This window comes from Streptomyces sp. T12, assembly GCF_028736035.1.
Classification (GTDB): domain Bacteria; phylum Actinomycetota; class Actinomycetes; order Streptomycetales; family Streptomycetaceae; genus Streptomyces.
In genome coordinates this window covers 3,645,933-3,668,433 of sequence record NZ_CP117866.1, presented here as the reverse complement: position 1 = coordinate 3,668,433, position 22,501 = coordinate 3,645,933, and the positions used below count along the sequence as shown (strand labels likewise).

Here is a 22,501-nt window from a genome sequence, read left to right as displayed (position 1 = left end):
CTGTCGGCGTGCCCCCTCCTGACCTGGCGATTCGTGAGGCATCGAAAAAAATGATCGATCAAACGAGTCGTGAAGGTCACAGAGCACTTCCGGATGGGGAAAACAGGGGGCAGGATGGCAAGTTGGCGGCACTGAGTGCCGCCAATAGGCCCAATGGTCGACCCCGAGTGCACTCTCCTGAGCCGAATGGGGGAGGGTAGAGACAGTCAGGGCAACCTCGAAGATGAGGCACAACGTCGGTGAGGGAAGACGTGAGCGACAACTCTGTAGTACTGCGGTACGGCGACGGCGAGTACACCTACCCGGTGATTGACAGCACCGTCGGCGACAAGGGCTTCGACATCGGCAAGCTCCGCGCCCAGACCGGTCTGGTGACGCTGGACAGCGGCTACGGCAACACCGCCGCCTATAAATCCGCCGTCACGTACCTCGACGGCGAGGCGGGCATCCTCCGCTACCGCGGCTACCCGATCGAGCAGCTGGCCGAGCGCTCCACCTTCCTGGAGGTGGCCTACCTGCTGATCAACGGTGAGCTGCCGACCGTCGACGAGCTCTCGACCTTCAAGAACGAGATCACGCAGCACACCCTGCTGCACGAGGACGTCAAGAACTTCTACAAGGGCTTCCCGCGCGACGCCCACCCGATGGCCATGCTGTCGTCGGTCGTCTCCGCGCTGTCCACGTTCTACCAGGACAGCCACAACCCGTTCGACGAGACGCAGCGCAACCTCTCGACGATCCGTCTGCTCGCCAAGCTCCCGACGATCGCCGCGTACGCGTACAAGAAGTCGATCGGCCACCCGTTCGTCTACCCGCGCAACGACCTCGGTTACGTCGAGAACTTCCTGCGCATGACCTTCTCGGTGCCGGCGCAGGAGTACGAGCTCGACCCGGTCGTCGTCTCCGCCCTCGACAAGCTGCTGATCCTGCACGCGGACCACGAGCAGAACTGTTCGACGTCGACGGTCCGTCTGGTCGGTTCGTCGCAGGCGAACATGTTCGCGTCGATCTCGGCCGGCATCTCCGCCCTCTGGGGCCCGCTGCACGGCGGTGCCAACCAGTCCGTCCTGGAGATGCTCGAGGGCATCCAGGCCAACGGCGGCGATGTCGACTCCTTCATCCGCAAGGTGAAGAACAAGGAGGACGGCGTCCGCCTGATGGGCTTCGGCCACCGGGTGTACAAGTCCTTCGACCCGCGCGCCAAGATCATCAAGGCCGCCGCGCACGACGTCCTCTCCGCCCTCGGCAAGTCCGACGAGCTGCTGGACATCGCGCTCAAGCTGGAAGAGCACGCGCTCTCCGACGACTACTTCGTCTCGCGCAACCTCTACCCGAACGTCGACTTCTACACCGGCCTGATCTACCGGGCCATGGGCTTCCCGACCGAGATGTTCACGGTCCTGTTCGCCCTCGGCCGCCTCCCGGGCTGGATCGCCCAGTGGCACGAGATGATCAAGGAGCCGGGCTCCCGCATCGGCCGCCCGCGCCAGATCTACACGGGCGTCGTCGAGCGCGACTTCGTTCCGGTCGAGGAGCGCTGACACCTGCCGGTGAGGGGCGCCGGGTTGCCGGTGTCCCGTGGGTGGGGTCGGCCCCGCGTTTTCGGGAACCCCCGCCCCGCTTCTCGGTGTGGCGCGCGGTGGCTCGTGCATGCGGCCGGGGTCCGGCCGGCCTGTGGCGGAGCCGCCTTCGGGTGTCGCGCCCTCCGGGGGCGGCATGGGCACTCGGGTCTCGCGTACAGAGCCCTGCGCACGGCTTCGGCCGGGTGCGGGGCTCTTGTGTCTGTGCGGCCCGCGGATGTGCGCGGATAACAGAAGGCGCCCTGGCGGCGGTCCCCCCACGGGCCGACGTCCAGGGCGCCTTCCCATGTCCCGGTGCGGATTCCCCCCACGGGATCCGGCCGGGCGTCTGAGAAACCAGCGCCTGAATCGCTGTCTTTCGGTACTGCCGTTGAGCAGAACGAGCAAAACTCGCCGTACTCATGTGTGTGCGGTCTGCCGGGACAGCGCACACTCGGGAGGGCCGCTCAAAGCTTCCCGAAGTGCGTGCCCCGGCAACGCAACTCTGAGGAAGTCCCCCAAGACATCCCCAGATGCCAGTAAGCGCCCCCCAAGACGCTGCCTGACATCGTCAACTTAGACCTTCGAACCCCTTCGATGGTTACGTTCACATCACTGTGATCTGCGTCTCTTGCATATGTCCGTTAGATGCGCAAGAGCCCCGATATGGCGATCGGGACCCAAGCGTAAGGATGATGCGTGAGCCTTGTGAAGAGCTTATGTGAGCTGGGCGTCGGACTCCAGAGGGGCCCCGTGGGGTTCTTACTACGACTTCACCGGAACGTCCGCAGCCGCAGGCTGTTCGTCACCACGAACACCGAGGAGAAGGCCATCGCGGCCCCCGCGATCATCGGGTTCAACAACCCCGCCGCGGCCAGCGGCAACGCGGCGACGTTGTACCCGAAGGCCCACACGAGGTTGCCCTTGATCGTGGCGAGCGTCTTCCGGGACAGCCGGATGGCGTCCGCCGCCACCCGCAGATCCCCGCGCACCAGCGTCAGATCGCCGGCCTCGATCGCCGCGTCAGTTCCGGTGCCCATGGCGAGACCCAGATCGGCGGTGGCGAGCGCGGCCGCGTCGTTGACGCCGTCACCGACCATGGCGACGCACCGCCCCTCGTGCTGCAGTCGCCGTACGGCTTCGACCTTCTCCTCGGGCAGGACCTCCGCAATCACCTGATCGATACCGACCGCGTCCGCCACCGCTTCGGCGACCGTCCGGTTGTCCCCGGTCAGCAGCACCGGAGCGAGCCCCAGCGCGCGCAACTCGCGCACCGCCTCGGCGCTGGACTCCTTCACCGCGTCCGCGACGGCGACGACACCGCGTGCCACGCCGTCCCACCCGACCACGACGGCCGTACGACCGTCCCTCTCGGCCTCTTCCTTGGCACGGGCGAGCCCGCTGGGCAGCGCGTCGAAAAGGCGCCCCACGGCCACGTCACGGCCCTGCACGCGTGCGCGTACGCCCCGCCCGGGTACGTTCTCGAAGTCCGTGACCTCCGGCAGCCGCCCGACCCGCTCCTGCGCGCCCGCGGCCACCGCCCGGGCGACGGGATGCTCGGAGGCGTGCTCGACGGCGCCCGCGAGGCGCAGCACCTGTCCCTCGTCCTCGCCCTCGGCGGCGTACACCTTCTGGAGGGTCATACGGCCCGTGGTGACCGTGCCGGTCTTGTCCAGGACGACGGTGTCGACCCGGCGTGTGGACTCCAGCACCTCGGGACCCTTGATGAGGATGCCGAGCTGCGCCCCGCGTCCCGTGCCGACCATGAGGGCCGTGGGTGTGGCGAGTCCCAGGGCGCACGGGCAGGCGATGATCAGTACCGCTACGGCCGCGGTGAACGCGGCGACCGTGTCGTCGGTGATGCCGAGCCATGCCCCGAAGGTGGCGACCGCGAGGACGATGACCGTCGGTACGAAGACCGCGGAGATCCGGTCGGCGAGCCGCTGTACCTCGGCCTTGCCGTTCTGCGCCTCCTCCACCAGCTTCGCCATCCGCGCGAGCCGGGTGTCGGCGCCGATCCGGGTCGCCTCGACGACGAGCCGTCCGCCCGCGTTGACCGTCGCGCCGGTGACCGCGTCCCCGACCGTGACGTCCACCGGCACCGACTCGCCGGTCAGCATGGCGGCGTCCACCGCGGAGGTGCCTTCGACGACGGTGCCGTCGGTGGCGATCTTCTCGCCGGGCCGTACGACGAACCGGTCGCCGACGGCCAGCCGGTCCACGGGGACGCGCGTCTCGCGGCCGTCCCGCAGCACGGACACGTCCTTCGCGCCCAGTTCCATCAGCGCCCGCAGCGCGGCCCCCGCGCGGCGCTTGGCGCGAGCCTCCAGATAGCGGCCGAGGAGGATGAACGTGACGACCCCGGAAGCCACTTCGAGGTAGATCTGCGAGGAGCCGTCCACGCGCGCGACCGTGAACTCGAAGTCGTCGCGCATGCCGCTCATGCCCGCGTCGCCGAAGAACAGCGCCCACAGCGACCAGCCGAACGCGGCCAGCGTGCCCATCGAGATCAGCGTGTCCATGGTCGCCGCACCGTGCCGGGCGTTCGTGAACGCGGCCCGGTGGAAGGGCAGCCCGCCCCAGACCACGACCGGTGCCGCCAGGGTGAGCGCGAGCCACTGCCAGTCGGCGAACTGCAGGGACGGGATCATCGACAGCAGGATGACGGGCACGGCGAGCAGCGCGGAGACGGTGAAGCGCCGGCGGTAGCCGGTCAGCTCGGGGTCTTCCTCGGCGGCTTGCGGTGCGGGTTGCGCAGGGGCAGGCTCCGCGGCCGTGTAGCCCGTCCTCACCACGGTGGCGATCAGGTCGGCGACCTGGATGCCCGCGGGGTAGCTGACCTTCGCCTTCTCCGTCGCGTAGTTCACCGTGGCGCTCACGCCGTCCATGCGGTTGAGCTTCTTCTCGACACGGGCCGCGCAGGAGGCGCAGGTCATCCCGCCGATGAGCAGCTCCACTTCGGAGGTGCCGGGCGTGCGGGCCGTCTCGGCTATCGGCGGTTCGTCGGTGGTGCGCGTCATGGCCAGACTCAGACCTTGGCGACCAGTTCGAAGCCCGCCTCGTCGACGGCCGCGCGTACGGCTTCCTCGTCCAGCGGGGCCGCGGAGACGACGGTGACCTCGCCGGTCGCCGCGACGGCCTTCACCGAGCTGACACCGGGGAGCTCGGAGATCTCGCCGGAGACGGCGCCCTCGCAGTGCCCGCAGCTCATGCCGCTCACCTTGTAGACGGCGGTGACGGAACCCGGGGTGTCTGTCTGGGCGGTCATGGCGTTCTCCTCGTCGAGGCATGTGGGGCTGTCGGGACCCGCGGGGTCCCTCTATCACCACGCTATACCCCTACGGGGTATTTCTCCAAGAGGGGTGGGTACCTGCCAGGGCGCGGGTGAACCTCAGCGCGCCTCGGCTGCGCCGCCCCGGGATGCGGGGCCGTGGCGGGCGGTGGAGAGTGGATCACGGCGGGGTTTCCCCGAACCCGGGAGCTGATTTATGCGCACCTTGTATCAGATGTGCGTCATGGTGCGGTTCGCAGCGTGTCGCGGCGTCCGAGTCGGGTGCCCACCAGTGGGTCCAGGTAACGGATCAGGGCGTTCTTCAGCTCCTGGACGTAAGCCTCGCGCTCGGCCCCCTCGTGGGCGAGAACCAGCTCCAGGCCCGCCTTGTACAGGCCCAGGCACATGTGGGCGATCCGGGTGAGGTCGGCCGGGGTGACGTCGGGCAGGAGTGAGGCGAGCAGGCCGTCGATCCGGGACAGCAGGGTCGCGTGCAGGGCGTCGTGCTCCTCGGTGATGCGGCCGGGGATGTCGGGGCCGTGCATCAGCGCGAAGAACACCGGGTGCTCGCAGTTGAAGGCGATGAACCGGTCCACGGCCGCGCCGACGGCCTCCTCCAGGGGAGTCGTGGGGTCGACCGGGGCGAGCGCCTCGCCGTACGTCTCACGCATCTCCTGCATGAGCCGTTCGCCCAGCTCGATGGCGATCGCTTCCTTGTTCGGGAAGAACTGATACAGCGTGCCGGGCGAGACGCCCGCCTCGCGGGCGATGGCGTTGGTGCTGGCGGCCGTGTAGCCGGTGGTGGTGAAGACGGCGGCCGCCGCCTCGAGAAGCTGGGCGATACGACGCTCGCCGCGGGCCTGACGCCGGCGCGGCTGGTCCTTCTCCTGGTTGGCGGGCACGCGTTATCCCCAGTTCTCCGAACGCGATTGACAAACACGAGCGGTCGCTCGCATTCTGGAGAAACGCGAGCGATGTCTCGTGTTTGTCAGTCTATGGCAGTGACGGCTCCATGCTGCCCGGCTGCGCGCACACATGGATCAGGGTGAAGGGGACACCGCACAATGACCGAAGTCAACAAGCCGCCCCGAGCGGGAGGCTGGACCCGCTTCGTAACCGCCCGCCCCCGGTTGTCGCTGCTCACGGCCCTGGTGATCACCGCGCTCGCCGTGCTGGCCGGCAGCGGGGTCGCCGACCGCCTGGGCAGCGGCGGCTGGGAGGACCCGGACGCCGAGTCGACCTACGCGACCAAGGCGCTGGAGCGCGAGTTCCCCGCCTCCCAGCCCAACCTCCTGCTCCTCGTGGACGCGGGCAGTGCCTCTGTGGACGACCCCGCGGTCGCCGCCGAGGCCCGGCGGCTCGCGGAGCGCCTGGCCGGCGAGAAGGGGGTCACCGGGGTCGGTTCCTACTGGCAGGCGGGCGCCTCGGCGGCTCCCGCCCTGCGCGCCGAGGACGGCCATGAGGCGCTGATCGCGGCCCGCATCACCGGCGAAGAGAAGCAGATGGGGCGGACCCTGGACCGCATCGCCCCCGAGTTCCGGGGCGCGCACGGGCCGGTGGAGGTCAGCGTCGGCGGTCCGGTCGCCGTACGGCACGAGATGCAGACGACCATCCAGGAGGACCTGGTCCGCGCCGAGGTGATCGCCCTGCCGGTCACCCTGGTGCTGCTGGTGATGGTCTTCGGCAGCGCGGTCGCGGCCCTGCTGCCGCTCGGCATCGGCATCGTCGCGATCCTCGGCACGAACGCGGTGCTGCGCGGCCTGACCGAGGTCACCGACGTCTCCGTCTTCGCGATGAACCTCACCACGGCCCTGGGCCTCGGCCTCGCCGTCGACTACGCCCTGTTCATCGTCCGCCGCTTCCGCGAGGAACTCGCCACCGGCGCCGAACCATTGACGGCGGTCGGCACAACCCTGCGCACGGCCGGCCGTACAGTCCTGTTCTCGGCCCTCACGGTCGCGGTGTCCCTCGCGGCGATGCTGGTCTTCCCCCAGTACTTCCTGCGGTCCTTCGCCTACGCCGGAATCGCGGTCGTGCTGCTGGCCGCGGCGGCCGCGCTGATCCTGCTTCCGGCGGCACTGATCCTGCTCGGCCACCGGGTCAACTCCCTGGACCTGCGCCGCCTGTTCCGGCGCGGGCGGCCCGCGGGCGACCCGGAGGATCCGAAGACGCCCGCTCAGGCGTCCGGTACGACGGAGGGCAGGGCCTGGACCCGCACCGCGAACCTCGTGATGCGCCGCGCCCCCTTCTTCGCCCTGGGCACCACGGCCGTCCTGGTGCTGCTCGGACTGCCCTTCCTGGGCGTGAAGTTCGGCACCGCCGACGATCGCCAGCTGCCCTCGAGCGCCGAATCCCACGTCGTGCAGCAGCACATCCGCGACGGCTTCCCGGGCAGCCCCGGCGGCGGCCTGGAGGTGCTCGCCGAGGGCCGGGCCACGCCGGCGCAGTACGCCGCGTACAAGGAGCGGATCGCCGGGCTGCCGGATGTGCTGCGGGTCGACGGCCCGCTGGTGAAGGGCGAGTCGGCGTATTTCACGGTGCTGCCGAAGGGCGAGGCGGTGGACGGCCCGGCCCAGGGCTTGGTGGATGAACTGCGCGCCACACAGGCGCCGTTCGACACCAAGGTGACCGGCGCCGCGGCGGTCCTGGTCGACTCCAAGGACGCGATAGCCGAACGCCTGCCCCTGGCGGCCGCCTTCATAGCGATCGTCACCCTGCTGCTGGTGTTCCTGCTGACGGGCAGTGTGCTGATCCCGATCCAGGCGGTGGTGCTCAACGCGCTGAGCCTGACGGCGATGTTCGGTGCGGTGGTCTGGGTCTTCCAGGACGGCCATCTGTCCGGCCTGCTCGGCTTCACCAGCCCCGGCTCGATCGAGACGACCCTCCCGGTGCTGATGTTCTGCGTCGCCTTCGGCCTGTCGATGGACTACGGCGTGTTCCTGCTGTCCCGCATCAAGGAGGAGTACGACGCGACCGGCGACCACGACCAGGCGGTCCGGCACGGCCTTCAGCGCACCGGCGGCCTGATCACCGCGGCCGCCGTGATCCTCGCGGTGGTGATGGTCGCGATAGGCACCTCCCGGGTGACCAACACCAAGATGCTCGGCCTCGGTATCGCCCTGGCGGTGCTGATGGACGCGATGATCGTCCGCAGCCTTCTGGTCCCGGCGGTCATGCGTCTCACGGGCCGGGCGACCTGGTGGGCCCCGGGTCCGCTGCGCCGGTTCCACAGCCGCTTCGGGCTCAGTGAGGGGGAGGCGACGGCGGCCCCGGCAGCCGAGCCCGCACGGGAGCGGGACAAGGTGAGCGCGCACGGCTGACCTCGCTGGCGGAGGGCGGAGGGCGGGCCGCACAGGCGCAGGGCTGTTTCGACGTGCCGGCGGAGCGCCTAGCGTTCGCAATGATCTCCGTGCAAGGGGCGCGGCCGAAAGGAGACCGGGATGCGGGCTGTGGTGTTCGAGCGGTACGGGGAACAGGCCGAGGTACGTGAGGTGCCCGACCCCCGCCCCGCTCCCCACGGAGTGACCGTGCGCGTCGAGGCGACCGGGCTGTGCCGCAGCGACTGGCACGCCTGGCAGGGCCACGACCCGGACATCACGCTGCCGCATGTGCCGGGCCATGAACTCGCCGGTGTCGTCGAGGCGGTGGGCGACCGGGTGACGCGATGGAGCCCCGGCGACCGGGTCACCGTGCCCTTCGTGTGCGCCTGCGGCAGCTGCGGGGCGTGTGCGGCGGGCGACCAGCAGGTGTGCGAACGCCAGACCCAGCCCGGCTTCACCCACTGGGGCTCCTTCGCCCAGTACGTGGCGCTGGACCACGCCGATGTCAACCTCGTCGCGGTCCCTGAGGAGATGTCCTTCGCGACCGCCGCCTCCCTCGGCTGCCGGTTCGCCACCGCGTTCCGGGCGGTCGTGCAGCAGGGCCGGGTGGCGGCGGGGGAGTGGGTCGCGGTGCACGGCTGCGGCGGGGTGGGCCTGTCGGCGGTGATGATCGCGGCGGCGTCGGGTGCGCGGGTCGTCGCGGTGGACGTCTCACCGCAGGCCCTGGACCTGGCGCGGAAGTTCGGGGCGGCGGAGTGCGTGGACGCGTCCGGCACACCGGACACGGCGGCGGCGATCCACGCCCTGACCGGCGGCGGCGCCCAGCTCTCCCTGGACGCCCTCGGCTCACCCACCACCTGCGCCGCCTCCGTCAACGGCCTGCGCCGCCGGGGCCGGCACGTCCAGGTGGGCCTGGTGCCCTCGACGTCCGGCACGACCCCCGTCCCCATGGCCCGCGCGATCGCCCTCGAACTCGAACTCCTGGGCAGCCACGGCATGGCGGCCCACACCTACCCGCCGATGCTGGAGCTGGTCCGGGCGGGGGTGCTGCGGCCGGATCTGCTGGTGACGGCGACGATCCCGCTGGAGGCGGTGCCGCAGGCGCTGGGGGCGATCGGGACGGCGCCGGGGGCGGGGGTGACGGTGATCGAGCCGTGGAGCTGACGCGCCCTCACGGCCGGGACAGGGCCGCCCACTCGCGGTCGAGAATGGCCATGAACACCCAGTCGACCCACTCGCCGTCCCTCAGGTCGGCCTCCCGCCGAACCCCTTCCAACACGAAACCGACCTTCTCGTACACCCGCAGGGCACGGTGGTTGTGGCTGTACGCCTCCAACTGGATCCGATGCAGCCCGAGTTGCTCGAAGCCGTGGCCGACGATGAGACGGGTGGCCTCAGTGCCGAGTCCCCGGTCGCGTCCCTTGGGTCCGATGAGCGTGCGGAACGTACAACTGCGCGCCTGAGGATCCCACTCGTACAGGACGACCTCGCCGACGAGTTCGCCGGTGGCGCGGTCGGTGACGGCGAGGTCGAGGCGGTCGGGCTGGTCGGACCGGGAGCCGTACCAGGACCGCAGCTCATCCAGGGTGAGCTCACGGGAGGGCTCGCCGGTGAAGCGGATGACCTCGGGGTCCTCGGTGATCTCCCACATGACGCCGGCGTCGGCCTGCGTGAACGGCCGGAGGACGGTCTTGGCGCCGGTGAGCGTGGGTTTGGTGGAGAAGTCCATCGGGCGACTGTGCCCCACGCGGCTCGTGGGGCACAGCTCATTTTTCCGGGGGTCAGGGGGCAGTTGGGTCCGGGAAGTCAGTCCGACCTGCGCCCCCGGTTCCCCGGCCGGGACTCCACCCAGGCGCGCACAGTATCCGCGTACCAGAAGGGCTTGCCGCTCTCCACATGGTCCGGCGGCGGCAGCAACCCGTGCTTGCGGTACGAGCGCACGGTGTCCGGCTGCACATTGATGTGCGCAGCGATCTCCTTGTAGGACCAGAGCCTTCGGTCGGTCATCAGTTGCACCTCCCTGCGCGCGCCGCGGCGGCGACCAGGTGCGGTCGTCGGGGGGACCGTGCGCTGCGCTGGCGATCACAAAGCCTGTGCCCCGTGAACGACGTGGTTCGAGGTGGGGAAGGGCCTGTGCACCGGGTGTGACGCAAGGCCCGCGTACATGCGACATGCGTGACAGGAGAGGTGCGTTTGTGACACAGATGCCGCAAAGGCGTACGCGGCTGCACGGGCGCGGCGCGTTGACAGCCCGCACACGCACGGCACCAGTCATCCACCCATGCTGCAACGCCCTGAGGGGCGCGGGGAACTGCGCGACAAGCCCTCCACAACCCGCACTCGCCCAATGACCGGACTCGGCAGATCAGCAGGCGCCCCTCACGCCCCGAACGCCCCTCAGCTCCTCACGCCCCGCACGACCGCAAAAAGGCCCGAGTCCGCCGTGCAATCGGCAGCGGAGCGTCCGGCTCACACGGATACATGTCCTGCTCGACGATCGCGAACAGCTCCACATCCAGCTTCTGCGCGGCCTCCAGCACCGGCCCCAACGCAGGCACCCCACCCGGCGGCTCACACATCACACCCTGAGCCACGGCCGGCCCGAACGGTGTCCCCTTGGCGCGCACGTCGGCAAGGATCTCCGGATCCACCTGCTTCAGATGCAGGTACCCGATCCGCGAACCGTACGTCTCGATCAGCTTGACGCTGTCCCCGCCGCAGTACGCGTAGTGCCCCGTGTCCAGGCACAGCGACACCAGGTCGGAGTCCGTTCCGTCCAGGAAGCGGACGACGTTCTCCTCGCTGTCGATGTGCGTGTCGGCATGCGGATGGACGACGATCCGCAACCCGTACCGCTCACGCACCTCCCGCCCCAGCCGCTCGGTCAGCGAGGTCAGGTTCCGCCACTGCTCGGCCGTCAAAGAGCTCGGCTCCAGCACCTCACCGGTCTTGTCGTCCCGCCAGAAGGACGGGATGACGACCAGGTGCTTCGCCCCCATCGCCTGCGCGAGCACCGCGTTGTCCGCGACGTGCGCCCACGTCTTCTCCCACACGGCCTCACCGTGGTGCAGCCCCGTGAACACCGTCCCGGCCGACACCTTCAGGCCACGCTTCGCCGTCTCCTCGGTGAGGACGGCGGGATCGGTCGGCAGGTACCCGTAAGGGCCCAGCTCGATCCACTCGTAGCCGGACTGCGCGACCTCGTCGAGGAAGCGCTGCCAGGGGACCTGGGCCGGGTCGTCGGGGAACCAGACGCCCCACGAGTCGGGAGCCGACCCGATGCGGATGCGGGACAGTGAGGACTGAGGTGAGGACTGGGGTGACAACGACGTCATGGCGCTCAGCTTCGGCACGCATGGCAAGCGCTGTCAAGGTCTGGTCCGAATGTCTGGACAAAACATTGACAGGGCTGTGTGCCTCGGACTACAAAGCCGGGAGAGCCGATACGAAGGGAACGCGATGGCGTACGACCTGATCACCATGGGGCGCATCGGAGTGGACCTCTACCCGCTGCAGACCGGCGTCCCGCTGCCGCAGGTCACGTCCTTCGGCAAGTTCCTCGGCGGCTCGGCGACCAACGTCGCGGTCGCCGCGGCCCGCCTGGGACGCCGTACCGCGGTGATCACCCGCACCGGCGACGACCCCTTCGGCACCTACCTCCACGAGGCCCTCCAGGGCTTCGGCGTCGACGACCGCTGGGTGACCCCGGTCCCGGGCCTGCCCACCCCGGTCACCTTCTGCGAGGTCTTCCCGCCGGACGACTTCCCGCTGTACTTCTACCGCCGGCCCAAGGCCCCGGACCTGGAGATCGACGCCCACGAGCTCGACCTCGACGCCATCCGCGACGCCCGGATCTTCTGGATCACCGGCACCGGCCTGAGCGAGGAGCCCAGCCGTACGGCGACGCTGGCGGCCCTCGCCCACCGCGCCAAGGCCGGCACGACGGTCTTCGACCTCGACTGGCGTCCCATGTTCTGGCACGACCCGGACGCCGCCCGCCCCTTCTACGCGGAAGCGCTCAAGCACACCACCGTCGCCGTCGGAAACCTCGACGAGGTGGAGGTCGCCACCGGCGTGCGCGAGCCCCATGCCGCCGCCCGCGCGCTCCTCGACGCCGGCGTCGAGATCGCCGTCGTCAAGCAGGGCCCCAAGGGCGTCCTCGCCGTCAACAGCAAGGGCGACCAGGCCGAAGTCCCGCCCCTCCCGGTGAACGTCCTCAACGGGCTCGGCGCCGGTGACGCCTTCGGCGGCTCCCTCTGCCACGGTCTGCTCGAAGGCTGGGACCTGGAGAAGATCATGCGGCACGCCAACGCCGCCGGCGCCATCGTCGCCTCCCGCCTGGAGTGCTCCTCCGCGATGCCGACGCCGGACGAGATCGAGGCCGCGATCGCCGCGGGGGCCGTCAAGTGACCGTCGACGTCGCGGAACTCGTCCGCATCCGCACCCGGCATCCCGAGGCGATCGCGGAGGCCGCCGCCCGCCGCACCCGGCGGCCCCTCCTCGGCGACTCCGGCCGGCTGATGATCGTCGCCGCCGACCACCCGGCCCGCGGCGCCCTCGGCGTCGGCGACCGCAAGTTCGCCATGGCCAACCGCGCCGACCTGCTTCAGCGCCTCTGCCTGGCCCTCTCCCGCCCCGGCGTCGACGGCGTCCTCGCGACCGCCGACATCCTCGACGACCTGCTGCTGCTCGGCGCCCTCGACGGCAAGGTCGTCATGGGCTCCATGAACCGCGGCGGCCTCCAGGGCGCGAGCTTCGAACTCGACGACCGCTTCACCGGCCACCGCCCCGAGGACATCCAGCGCCTCGGCTTCGACGCCGGCAAGCTGCTCCTGCGCATCGACTACGACGACCCGGGCTCCCTCACCACCATGGAGTCCACCGCCCGCGCCATCGACGAGATGGCCGAACGCCGGCTCCCGGTCTTCGTCGAGCCGTTCATCAGCCGCCGCAGCGAAGAGGGCAGGCTGAAGAACGACCTCTCCGCCGAGGCCGTCACCAAGTCCATCGCCATCTCCTCGGGCCTGGGCGGCACGTCGGCCTACACCTGGCTCAAGCTGCCGGTCACCGACAACCCCGACGACATGGCCGAGGTCATGGCGACCTCGACACTGCCCGCCGTACTCCTGGGCGGCGAGGTCGGCGACGATCAGGACGGCGCGTACGAGAAGTGGCGCGGCGCCCTCCAACTGCCCACCGTGCGGGGCCTGGTGGTCGGCCGTTCGCTGCTCTACCCGGCGGACGGGGACGTTGCCGCCGCGGTGGACACTGCCGTAGGACTGCTGTGAGGTCCCCATGACCACGAGCCGTACCTTCCGCCCACAGATCGCCTCCGGCGCGGGTAGCCGCTTTGCTTTGGCAGGAGCGAAGTGCGAGCGAAGACTCCCCGCCCGCTACGGCCCCGCGCCGGAGGTCCCCGACATGGTCCGTCGAGTCGTACCGGGCGGCCGTCGAGTCGTACCGGGCGGCGGAGCCGTACGGGAGTGGCGGATCTGCTTCCGCCCGAACCACACGGAGGGTTCCCGATGACCTCAACGACGAGGCTCACGGTCGCACAGGCGCTCGTCCGCTTCCTGTCCGCCCAGTACACGGAGCGGGACGGTGTACGGCACCGTCTGATCGGCGCCACCTGGGGCATCTTCGGCCATGGAAACGTGGCCGGGATCGGCCAGGCGCTCGTCGAGTACGGCGATGTCATGCCGTACCACCAGGGCCGTAACGAACAGGCGATGGTGCACGCGGCGGTCGGCTACGCCCGGCAGTCCAACCGCCTCTCCACCCACGCGGTGACCACCTCGATCGGCCCCGGCGCGACCAACCTCGTCACCGGCGCCGCCCTCGCGACCATCAACCATCTCCCGGTCCTGCTCCTGCCCGGCGACATCTTCGCCACCCGCCCCGCCGACCCGGTCCTCCAGCAACTCGAAGTCCCGTACGCGGGCGATGTGTCGGTCAACGACTGTCTGCGCCCGGTGTCGAAGTACTTCGACCGGATCACCCGGCCGGAAGCCCTGATCCCCTCCGCGCTGAACGCCATGCGGGTGCTGACGGACCCCGTCGAGACCGGCGCCGTGACGCTGGCGCTCCCGCAGGACGTACAGGCCGAGGCGTACGACTGGCCCGACGACTTCTTCGCCGAGCGCACCTGGGTGGTCCGCCGGCCGGGGGCCGACCCGACCGAACTCGCCGAGGCCGTACGGGTGATCCGCGCGGCGCGGCGGCCCCTGGTCATCGCGGGCGGGGGAGTCCACCACAGCCGCGCCGAGGTGGCGCTCGCCGAGTTCGCGGAGGTCACCCGCATCCCGGTCGCCTCCACCCAGGCCGGCAAGGGCTCCCTGCGCTTCGACCACCCCCAGGACGTCGGCGGAGTCGGCCACACCGGCACCGCCACCGCGGACGAACTCGCCCGCACCGCCGACCTGGTGATCGGCGTCGGCACCCGCTACACCGACTTCACCACCGCCTCCGGCACCCTCTTCACCGGCGAGGGCGTCCGCTTCCTCAACCTCAACATCGCGCCCTTCGACGGCCACAAGCTCGCCGGAATGCCGCTGATCGCGGACGCCCGCACCGGCCTGGAGGAGCTGACCGAGCGGCTGGAGATGCACGACCACCGGGTCGCCGACTCCTACGTCACCGAGTACACCGAGGACAAGGACCGCTGGGAGCACCGCGTCGACGCCTGCTACGAGGCCGACGAGCCGGACGTACGGCCGACGCAGCCGCAGGTGCTGGGCGCGCTGGACGCGATCGTCGACGAGTCGGACGTGATCATCAACGCGGCCGGCTCCCTCCCCGGCGACCTGCACAAGCTGTGGCGGGCGCGCTCGCGCGACCAGTACCACCTGGAGTACGGCTACTCCTGCATGGGCTACGAGATCCCGGCCGCGATCGGCGTGAAGCTGGCCGCCCCGGACCGGCCCGTGTGGGCGCTGGTCGGCGACGGCACCTATCTGATGATGCCGACGGAGATCGTGACGGCCGTGCAGGAGGGCGTGGCGATCAAGGTGTTGCTCGTGCAGAACCACGGGTACGCGTCCATCGGCGGCCTGTCGCAGGAGACGGGTGCCGAGCGCTTCGGCACCGCGTACCGCTTCCGCGCGGCCGACGGCACCTTCACCGGCGCCCCGCTCCCCGTCGACCTGGCCGCCAACGCCGCGAGCCTGGGCATGCGGGTGCTGCGCGCGAAGACCGTAGGGGACCTGCGCGAGGCACTCGCCGAGGCCCGCGCGGCCGACACACCCACATGTGTCTACGTCGAGACCGAAACGGCAGACACTGTGTCGGGCCCGCCGCCCGCGCACGCCTGGTGGGATGTTCCTGTGGCCGAGACCGCGACCCGACCGTCGGCGGTCAAGGCACGCGAGCTGTACGAACGGCACGTCTCGACCCGACGCCGCCATCTGTGAAGGAGTATCTGGGCATGACGAAGATCGTCAACCACTGGATCGGCGGCAAGACCGCCGAAGGCGCGTCGGGCACGTTCGGGCCGGTCACCGACCCGGCTACCGGCGCGGTCACCACGAAGGTCGCGTTCGCCTCGGTCGACGAGGTGGACGCCGCGGTCGCCGCCGCCAAGGAGGCCTACCTGACCTGGGGCCAGTCGTCGCTGGCCCAGCGCACCTCGATCCTGTTCAAGTTCCGTGCGCTGCTGGACGCCAACCGGGACGCGATCGCCGAGCTGATCACCGCCGAGCACGGCAAGGTGCACTCCGACGCCCTCGGCGAGGTGGCGCGCGGCCTGGAGATCGTCGACCTCGCCTGCGGCATCAGCGTGCAGCTGAAAGGCGAGCTGTCGACGCAGGTCGCGAGCCGCGTGGACGTCTCGTCGATCCGGCAGCCGCTGGGTGTCGTCGCGGGCATCACGCCGTTCAACTTCCCGGCGATGGTCCCGATGTGGATGTTCCCGATGGCCATCGCGTGCGGCAACACCTTCGTGCTGAAGCCGAGCGAGAAGGACCCGTCGGCCTCGATCAAGATCGCCGAGCTGCTGGCGGAGGCCGGTCTGCCGGACGGCGTCTTCAACGTCGTCCACGGCGACAAGGTGGCCGTCGACCGCCTCCTGGAGCACCCGGACGTCAAGGCGGTGTCGTTCGTCGGCTCGACCCCGATCGCCCGCTACATCCACACCACCGCCTCCGCCAACCACAAGCGCGTCCAGGCGCTCGGCGGCGCCAAGAACCACATGCTGGTCCTGCCGGACGCCGACCTGGACGCGGCCGCCGACGCCGCCGTATCGGCCGCCTACGGCTCCGCGGGCGAGCGCTGCATGGCCATCTCCGCCGTCGTCGCGGTCGGCGCGATCGGCGACGAGCTGGTGGAGAAGATCCGCGAGCGCGCCGAGAAGATCAAGATCGGCCCCGGCAACGACCCGACCTCCGAGATGGGCCCGCTGATCACCGCCGCGCACCGCGACAAGGTGGCCTCCTACGTCGCGGGCGCGGCGGCCGAGGGCGCCGAGGTCGTCCTCGACGGCACCGGCTACACGGTCGACGGCTTCGAGGACGGCCACTGGATCGGCATCTCGCTCCTCGACAAGGTGCCGACCAGCGCGAAGGCGTACCAGGACGAGATCTTCGGCCCGGTGCTGTGCGTGCTGCGCGCCGAGACCTACGAGGACGGCGTGGCGCTGATCAACGCCTCGCCGTTCGGCAACGGCACCGCGATCTTCACCCGGGACGGCGGCGCCGCCCGCCGCTTCCAGCTGGAGATCGAGGCCGGCATGGTCGGCGTGAACGTCCCGATCCCGGTCCCCGTCGGCTACCACTCCTTCGGTGGCTGGAAGGACTCGCTCTTCGGCGACCACCACATCTACGGCAACGACGGCACGCACTTCTACACCCGCGGCAAGGTCGTCACCACCCGCTGGCCGGACCCGGCGGACGCCCCGTCCGGCGTCGACCTCGGGTTCCCGCGCAACCACTGACGCACCGACTTGAGCGTGTGGGGCCGTCCGGATCGCGGACGGCCCCACTTTTTTGCGGGCCCGGGCTGCGGTTCCCGCATGCTCGAAAGTCGTGCTGTACACGGCTTTGACGCAACGCTCACACGCGTCAAGATGCCTTTCGGCAACGAATTCCGTAGGTAATGAGCCATTGACGTGACGGTTTCCGTCAATGTTGCATCCCCCTCGTGACCGACACCCTCACCCCAGCCGAGGGCGCCGTCGTCGAGGCGTCGGACAGCCCTCGGAAGCTCAAGCGCTCGATCGGCGTCATCGGCGGCACCCTGCTCACGCTCTCCTGCGTGACCCCCGCCTCCACCCTCTTCGTGGTCGTCCCCGACCTGTTCGGCTCGCTCGGCACCGCCACCGCCCTCACGATCGCCATCGGCTCCCTCCTGTGCATCGCCGTGGCGTTCTGCTACTCGGAGCTGGGCACCCTCGTCCCCAGCGCGGGCGGCGAGTACGCGATGGTGTCCACGCTGGCCGGACGGCTGGCGGGCTGGCTGGTCTTCGTGCTCTCCCTGCTGGTCGTCATGATCGTCCCGCCGGTGATCGCGATGGGCACGGCCGACTACCTCGCCCCGATCGTCCATCTCGACCCGTCCATGGCCGGCGCCGGCGTCATGCTGCTCGCCACCCTCGCCGGCCTGCTCGACCTGCGCGCCAACGCCTGGATCACCGGCGTCTTCCTGGTCCTGGAGGTCATCGCCGCGGCCGTGGTGGCGGTGCTCGGGTTCGCGCACGCCGAGCGCGGCCCCGGCAGCCTGGTCTCGATGGAGGTGGCCGGCGCGGACGGCGGCACTGACACCGTGACGGCTCTGCTGATCGTCTCCGGACTCGCGATCGCCCTCTTCGTCACCCAGGGCTTCTCGACCGCCGTCTACCTCTCCGAGGAACTGGAGAACCCGCGCCGCAACGTCGCCCGCACGGTGCTCGCCACCCTCGCCATCTCCGCCGTGATCATCCTGGTCCCGGTCGCCGCCATCACCCTGGGCGCCTCGAACATCGACGAACTCACCGGCGGCGACATCAGCACCATGGTCACCGCCTGGTCCAACTCCGCGGTCGGCACCTTCGTCAGCCTCTGCGTGGCCCTCGCGATCATCAACGCGGGCATCGTCATGGTCATCCAGAACTCCCGCGTCCTGTTCGCCTCGGCCCGCGACAAGGCCTGGCCCCAGCCGGTCAACAACGTCCTCACCAAACTCGGCCGCTTCGGCTCCCCCTGGGTCGCCACCCTCGCGGTCGGCATCCCCGGCGCCGCCCTGTGCTTCGTCAACCTCGACACCCTGTACGGCATCACGGGCGTCTCGGTGACCGGCATGTACCTGCTCGTCGCGGTAGCCGCGCTACTGTCCCGCCGAGGCACCCACAAGCACGGCCCGGCATGGCGCATGCCGCTGTGGCCCGCGATGCCGGTCCTGCTGATCGCGGTCCTCCTGTACATCCTGAGCCAACAGGAGACGAGCTACCTGCTGTGGACGGGCGGCATAACGGCGGTCGCAACCTTGTACTGGGCCCTGTACCTCCGCCCCCGGAGAGAAACCCGCTGGCTGGTATCGATCCCGGAGGCGTGAACGCGCCCCAAAGGGGCGCGGGGCTGAATCGATATGCGGCTCCGCCGCGTGGGCGCGATCAACCCCCACGAACCCGCACCAGGCAGACCACAGGACGGATCGAGCTCCCACCCGCCCTACCACGAACGCGGTAGACAAATCCCCCTCCGTACCCCCACGGAAGGGGCCGGGATTCAGCCCTCGGTCGATAACTGACCGACAGGTTCACCCCGTACCGTTGAAACATGGATCTTCGACTGCCCGGCCTGCGAGGGCGCGTACGGAGGCCGCGACGGTGGCTCGCCGCCGCGGCCTCCGTCGTCGTCCTCGCCGGTGCCGGTACATGGACGGCCGTCGCCGACGACGACGCGCCGCCGGTGCGCAGCACCGACCGGGTCATGGACATGGGGGACGGGGTGCGCATCGACACCTCGTACTTCACCTCGGGCAGCTCGGGACGCCGCCCGGCCGTCCTGCTGGGACACGGCTTCGGCGGCAGCAAGGACGACGTACGGCAGCAGGCCGAGGACCTCGCCCGGGACGGGTACGCCGTCCTGACCTGGTCGGCCCGCGGTTTCGGCAAGTCGACCGGCAAGATCGGGCTGAACGACCCGAAGGGCGAGGTCGCCGACGTCTCCAAGCTGCTCGACTGGCTGGCGAAGCAGCCCCAGGTCGAGCTCGACAAGGCCGGCGACCCGCGGGTCGGCATGGCGGGCGGTTCCTACGGCGGCGCGATCGCGCTGCTGGCCGCCGGGCACGACGACCGGGTGGACGCCATCGCCCCGGCGATCACGTACTGGAACCTCGCGGACGCCCTGTTCCCGAACGGCGTCTTCAAGAAGCTCTGGGCCGGCATATTCGTCAACTCCGGCGGCGGCTGCGACAAGTTCGAGACGCAGATCTGCGAGATGTACGACCGGGTCGCCGAGTCCGGCACCCCGGACGCCGACGCCCGCACGATGTTGGAGGAGCGGTCGCCGTCCGCCGTGGGCGACCGCATCGACGTACCCACCCTGCTCATGCAGGGCCAGTCCGACTCCCTCTTCCCCCTGGGCCAGGCCGACGCCGCCGCGAAGGCGATCCGTGCCAACGGCGCCCCCGTCGACGTCGACTGGATCGCCGGCGGCCACGACGGCGGCGACATGGAGACGGGCCGGATCCAGGAGCGCGTGCGGTCCTGGTTCGACCGCTACCTCAAGGACGACAAGAGCGTCGACACCGGCCCGGCCTTCCGCGTCACCCGCACCGGAGGCGTCGACTCCACCGACGGCCAGGCCACGCTGAGGGGCGCGAGCGCCGACTCCTACCCCGGCCTGGAGAGCGGCCGCCGGTCCGTCTCCCTCACCGGCGGCGAGCAGAGCTTCGCCAACCCGGCCGGCGCCAACCCGCCCGCCGTCTCGGCCCTGCCCGGCCTCGGCGGCTCCGGCGGCCTCGCCCAGCTGTCCTCGCTCGGGGTCGGGGTGTCACTGGACTTCCCGGGCCAGTTCGCCCGGTTCGAGTCGGCGCCGGTCCGCGACGACCTGCGCATCACCGGCTCCCCGACGGCGACCGTCCACGTGAAGTCCACCAGCGAGGACGCCGTGCTCTTCGCCAAGGTCTACGACGTCGGCCCCGGCGGCACCCAGCAGGTGCTGCCGTCCCAGCTCGTCACGCCCCTGCGCGTCGCGGACGCCAAGGCGGGCAAGGACGTGACGATCACGCTCCCCGCCATCGACCACGACATCGACAGCGGCCACCGCCTGCGCCTGGTCCTGTCCTCCACGGACCTCGGCTACGCCTCCCCCCTCGCCCCGGCGACGTACACGGTCTCCCTCAAGGGCGACCTGTCGGTCCCGACGGCCCCCGGCGTGAGCACCGCCGCCGCCCCGCTGCCGTCCTGGGTGTGGTGGCTGCCGCTCACGGGCGCGGTGATCGCGCTGGCCCTGCTGCTGACGGCCCGCCGTCGCACCGCCACCCCCGCGCCCGACCCCGAGCTGGCCGAAGTACCGCTCCAGATCACCGATCTGAGCAAGCGGTACGCGGGTTCGCAGGACCGTTACGCGGTACGGGATCTGTCCTTCCGCGTCGAGAAGGGCCAGGTCCTCGGCCTGCTCGGCCCGAACGGCGCCGGCAAGACGACGACCCTGCGCATGCTGATGGGCCTGATCAAGCCGGACGCCGGTGAGACCCGCGTCTTCGGCCACGCGATCCGCCCGGGCGCGCCCGTCCTGTCCAGGGTCGGCGCCTTCGTGGAGGGTGCGGGCTTCCTGCCGCACCTGTCCGGCCGGGAGAACCTGGAGCTGTACTGGCAGGCCACCGGCCGCCCGCCGCAGGACGCGCACCTCGACGAGGCCCTGGAGATCGCGGGCCTCGGCGACGCGCTCGCCCGCGCGGTGCGCACCTACTCCCAGGGCATGCGCCAGCGCCTGGCCATCGCCCAGGCCATGCTTGGCCTGCCGGACCTGCTCATCCTCGACGAACCGACCAACGGCCTCGACCCGCCCCAGATCCGCGAGATGCGCCAGGTGATGATCCGCTACGCGGCCGCCGGCCGCACGGTGATCGTCTCCAGCCACCTGCTGGCGGAGGTCGAGCAGACCTGCACCCACCTCGTGGTGATGGACCGCGGCCGCCTCGTGCAGGCGGGCCCGGTCGGCGAGATCGTCGGCTCCGGCGACACGCTGCTCGTCGGCACCCCCACCGCCGTGGAGGAGCCGGTCGTCGACAAGGTCGCCGCCCTGCCCGGCGTGGCTTCGGCCGTGCGCACCGACGACGGACTCCTGGTCCGGCTCGACGCCGACGGCGACGCGACGCGCCTGGTCGCCGAACTCGTACGGCTGGAGGTGCCCGTCCAGTCGGTCGGCCCGCACCGCCGCCTGGAAGACGCCTTCCTCACCCTGATCGGAGGTTCCGCATGAGCACACTCGCCGAGAGCACTGCGCGCACCGAGGTCGCCTCCGGTTACCGGGCCGGCCGCACGCTGCCCCTCCGGGTCGAACTGGTCCGTCAGCTCAAGCGCCGCCGGACGCTGGTCATGGGCGGGATCCTGGCTCTGCTGCCGTTCGTGCTGGTCGTCGCCTTCGCGATCGGTGGCGACGCGGACGGCGGCTCCGGCAACCGCATCAACCTGATGGACACGGCCACGGCGTCCGGCGCGAACTTCGCCGCCGTCAACCTCTTCGTCTCCGCGGGCTTCCTGCTGGTCATTCCCGTCGCGCTGTTCTGCGGGGACACGGTGGCGTCGGAGGCCGGCTGGTCCTCCCTGCGCTACCTCCTCGCGGCGCCCGTGCCCCGGGCCCGCCTCCTGTGGTCCAAGCTCGTGGTCGGGCTGGGTCTCAGCCTGGCCGCGATGGTGCTGCTGCCGGTGGTGGCGTTGGCGGTCGGTACGGCCGCGTACGGCTGGGGTCCGTTGCAGATCCCCACCGGCGGTGCGCTCGACACGGGCACGGCGGCGCAGCGCCTGGTGGTGGTCGTGGCGTACATCTTCGTGTCCCAGCTGGTCACCGCGGGCCTGGCGTTCTGGCTCTCGACCAAGACGGACGCCCCGCTCGGCGCGGTCGGCGGCGCGGTCGGCCTGACCATCGTCGGCAACGTCCTCGACGCCGTGACCGCCCTCGGTGACTGGCGCCACTTCCTGCCCGCGCACTGGCAGTTCGCCTGGGCGGACGCCGTGCAGGCACGCCTCGAGTGGTCCGGCATGATCCAGGGCACAGCGATTTCCGTAACGTACGCCCTCGTGCTGTTCGCCCTGGCCTTCCGCGGTTTCGCCCGCAAGGACATCGTGTCGTAGGTCAACGGAAGATCACCTACCGGTCTCGACGGGCCGCTCCCGTGCCCTCTTCGATACTCATCCGCAACGCTCCGTAGCGCAC

The 22,501-nt window shown here is 70.5% G+C and carries 16 protein-coding genes and 1 pseudogene; 11 read left to right on the top strand and 6 right to left on the bottom strand.

Annotated features, from left to right (window positions below; genetic code table 11):
- Positions 1–251 precede the first annotated feature (251 nt).
- Positions 252–1,541, top strand: a complete 1,290-nt coding sequence (locus PBV52_RS16325) for a citrate synthase (RefSeq protein ID WP_274239096.1) — start codon at positions 252–254, stop codon at positions 1,539–1,541.
- A 791-nt stretch (positions 1,542–2,332) separates the two neighbouring features.
- On the opposite strand, the gene PBV52_RS16320 is transcribed toward PBV52_RS16325, so the two are convergent.
- The 3 genes from PBV52_RS16320 to PBV52_RS16310 all read right to left on the bottom strand — a co-directional run bounded on the left by PBV52_RS16320 (position 2,333) and on the right by PBV52_RS16310 (position 5,732).
- Positions 2,333–4,579, bottom strand: coding sequence for a cation-translocating P-type ATPase (locus tag PBV52_RS16320; RefSeq protein ID WP_274239095.1), 2,247 nt, complete (start codon positions 4,577–4,579; stop codon positions 2,333–2,335).
- A gap of 8 nt (positions 4,580–4,587) precedes the next feature.
- On the bottom strand, positions 4,588–4,827 hold the full coding sequence (locus tag PBV52_RS16315; protein ID WP_274239094.1) for a heavy-metal-associated domain-containing protein: 240 nt from the start codon (positions 4,825–4,827) through the stop codon (positions 4,588–4,590).
- A gap of 245 nt (positions 4,828–5,072) precedes the next feature.
- Positions 5,073–5,732, bottom strand: a complete 660-nt coding sequence (locus PBV52_RS16310; protein ID WP_274239093.1) for a TetR/AcrR family transcriptional regulator — start codon at positions 5,730–5,732, stop codon at positions 5,073–5,075.
- 162 nt (positions 5,733–5,894) lie between these two features.
- Here PBV52_RS16310 and PBV52_RS16305 point away from each other — a divergent pair, with 162 nt between their 5' ends.
- Together PBV52_RS16305 and PBV52_RS16300 are read left to right on the top strand one after the other, a co-directional pair.
- Entirely contained in the window at positions 5,895–8,150 is a 2,256-nt protein-coding gene (locus PBV52_RS16305; RefSeq protein ID WP_274239092.1) for an MMPL family transporter, read from the top strand.
- Between the two features lie 120 nt (positions 8,151–8,270).
- Positions 8,271–9,314 (top strand): zinc-dependent alcohol dehydrogenase family protein, encoded by a 1,044-nt coding sequence (locus tag PBV52_RS16300; protein WP_274239091.1) that lies wholly within the window; start codon positions 8,271–8,273, stop codon positions 9,312–9,314.
- Between the two features lie 7 nt (positions 9,315–9,321).
- On the opposite strand, the gene PBV52_RS16295 is transcribed toward PBV52_RS16300, so the two are convergent.
- From PBV52_RS16295 to PBV52_RS16285, 3 genes are all read right to left on the bottom strand, one after another.
- A complete protein-coding gene (locus tag PBV52_RS16295) occupies positions 9,322–9,879 on the bottom strand; it encodes a GNAT family N-acetyltransferase (protein ID WP_274239090.1) in 558 nt (185 codons plus the stop codon).
- Between the two features lie 77 nt (positions 9,880–9,956).
- Positions 9,957–10,157 (bottom strand): AlpA family transcriptional regulator, encoded by a 201-nt coding sequence (locus PBV52_RS16290; RefSeq protein WP_274239089.1) that lies wholly within the window; start codon positions 10,155–10,157, stop codon positions 9,957–9,959.
- Between the two features lie 398 nt (positions 10,158–10,555).
- Positions 10,556–11,485, bottom strand: coding sequence for a sugar phosphate isomerase/epimerase (locus PBV52_RS16285; protein ID WP_274239088.1), 930 nt, complete (start codon positions 11,483–11,485; stop codon positions 10,556–10,558).
- Positions 11,486–11,609: 124 nt separating this feature from the next.
- Here PBV52_RS16285 and iolC point away from each other — a divergent pair, with 124 nt between their 5' ends.
- The 8 genes and pseudogenes from iolC (at position 11,610) to PBV52_RS16245 (ending at position 22,419) form a co-directional block, all read left to right on the top strand.
- The gene (gene iolC, locus PBV52_RS16280; RefSeq protein ID WP_274239086.1) at positions 11,610–12,560 is read left to right on the top strand and encodes a 5-dehydro-2-deoxygluconokinase; all 951 of its coding nucleotides are present in this window, start codon (positions 11,610–11,612) and stop codon (positions 12,558–12,560) included.
- The gene (locus PBV52_RS16275; protein ID WP_274239085.1) at positions 12,557–13,438 is read left to right on the top strand and encodes a deoxyribose-phosphate aldolase; all 882 of its coding nucleotides are present in this window, start codon (positions 12,557–12,559) and stop codon (positions 13,436–13,438) included. Before iolC ends, PBV52_RS16275 begins: the two co-directional genes overlap by 4 nt.
- A 19-nt stretch (positions 13,439–13,457) precedes the next feature.
- Positions 13,458–13,568: pseudogene (locus tag PBV52_RS16270) on the top strand (5-deoxy-glucuronate isomerase); the annotation flags it as partial.
- Positions 13,569–13,675: 107 nt separating this feature from the next.
- Positions 13,676–15,559, top strand: coding sequence for a 3D-(3,5/4)-trihydroxycyclohexane-1,2-dione acylhydrolase (decyclizing) (gene iolD / locus PBV52_RS16265; protein WP_274239084.1), 1,884 nt, complete (start codon positions 13,676–13,678; stop codon positions 15,557–15,559).
- Between the two features lie 14 nt (positions 15,560–15,573).
- Positions 15,574–17,076, top strand: coding sequence for a CoA-acylating methylmalonate-semialdehyde dehydrogenase (mmsA, locus tag PBV52_RS16260; RefSeq protein WP_274239083.1), 1,503 nt, complete (start codon positions 15,574–15,576; stop codon positions 17,074–17,076).
- A gap of 206 nt (positions 17,077–17,282) precedes the next feature.
- Entirely contained in the window at positions 17,283–18,671 is a 1,389-nt protein-coding gene (locus PBV52_RS16255; RefSeq protein WP_274239082.1) for an APC family permease, read from the top strand.
- Positions 18,672–18,895: 224 nt separating this feature from the next.
- A complete protein-coding gene (locus tag PBV52_RS16250; protein ID WP_274239081.1) occupies positions 18,896–21,547 on the top strand; it encodes a CocE/NonD family hydrolase in 2,652 nt (883 codons plus the stop codon).
- On the top strand, positions 21,544–22,419 hold the full coding sequence (locus PBV52_RS16245; protein WP_274239080.1) for an ABC transporter permease: 876 nt from the start codon (positions 21,544–21,546) through the stop codon (positions 22,417–22,419). Before PBV52_RS16250 ends, PBV52_RS16245 begins: the two co-directional genes overlap by 4 nt.
- Positions 22,420–22,501 lie beyond the last annotated feature (82 nt).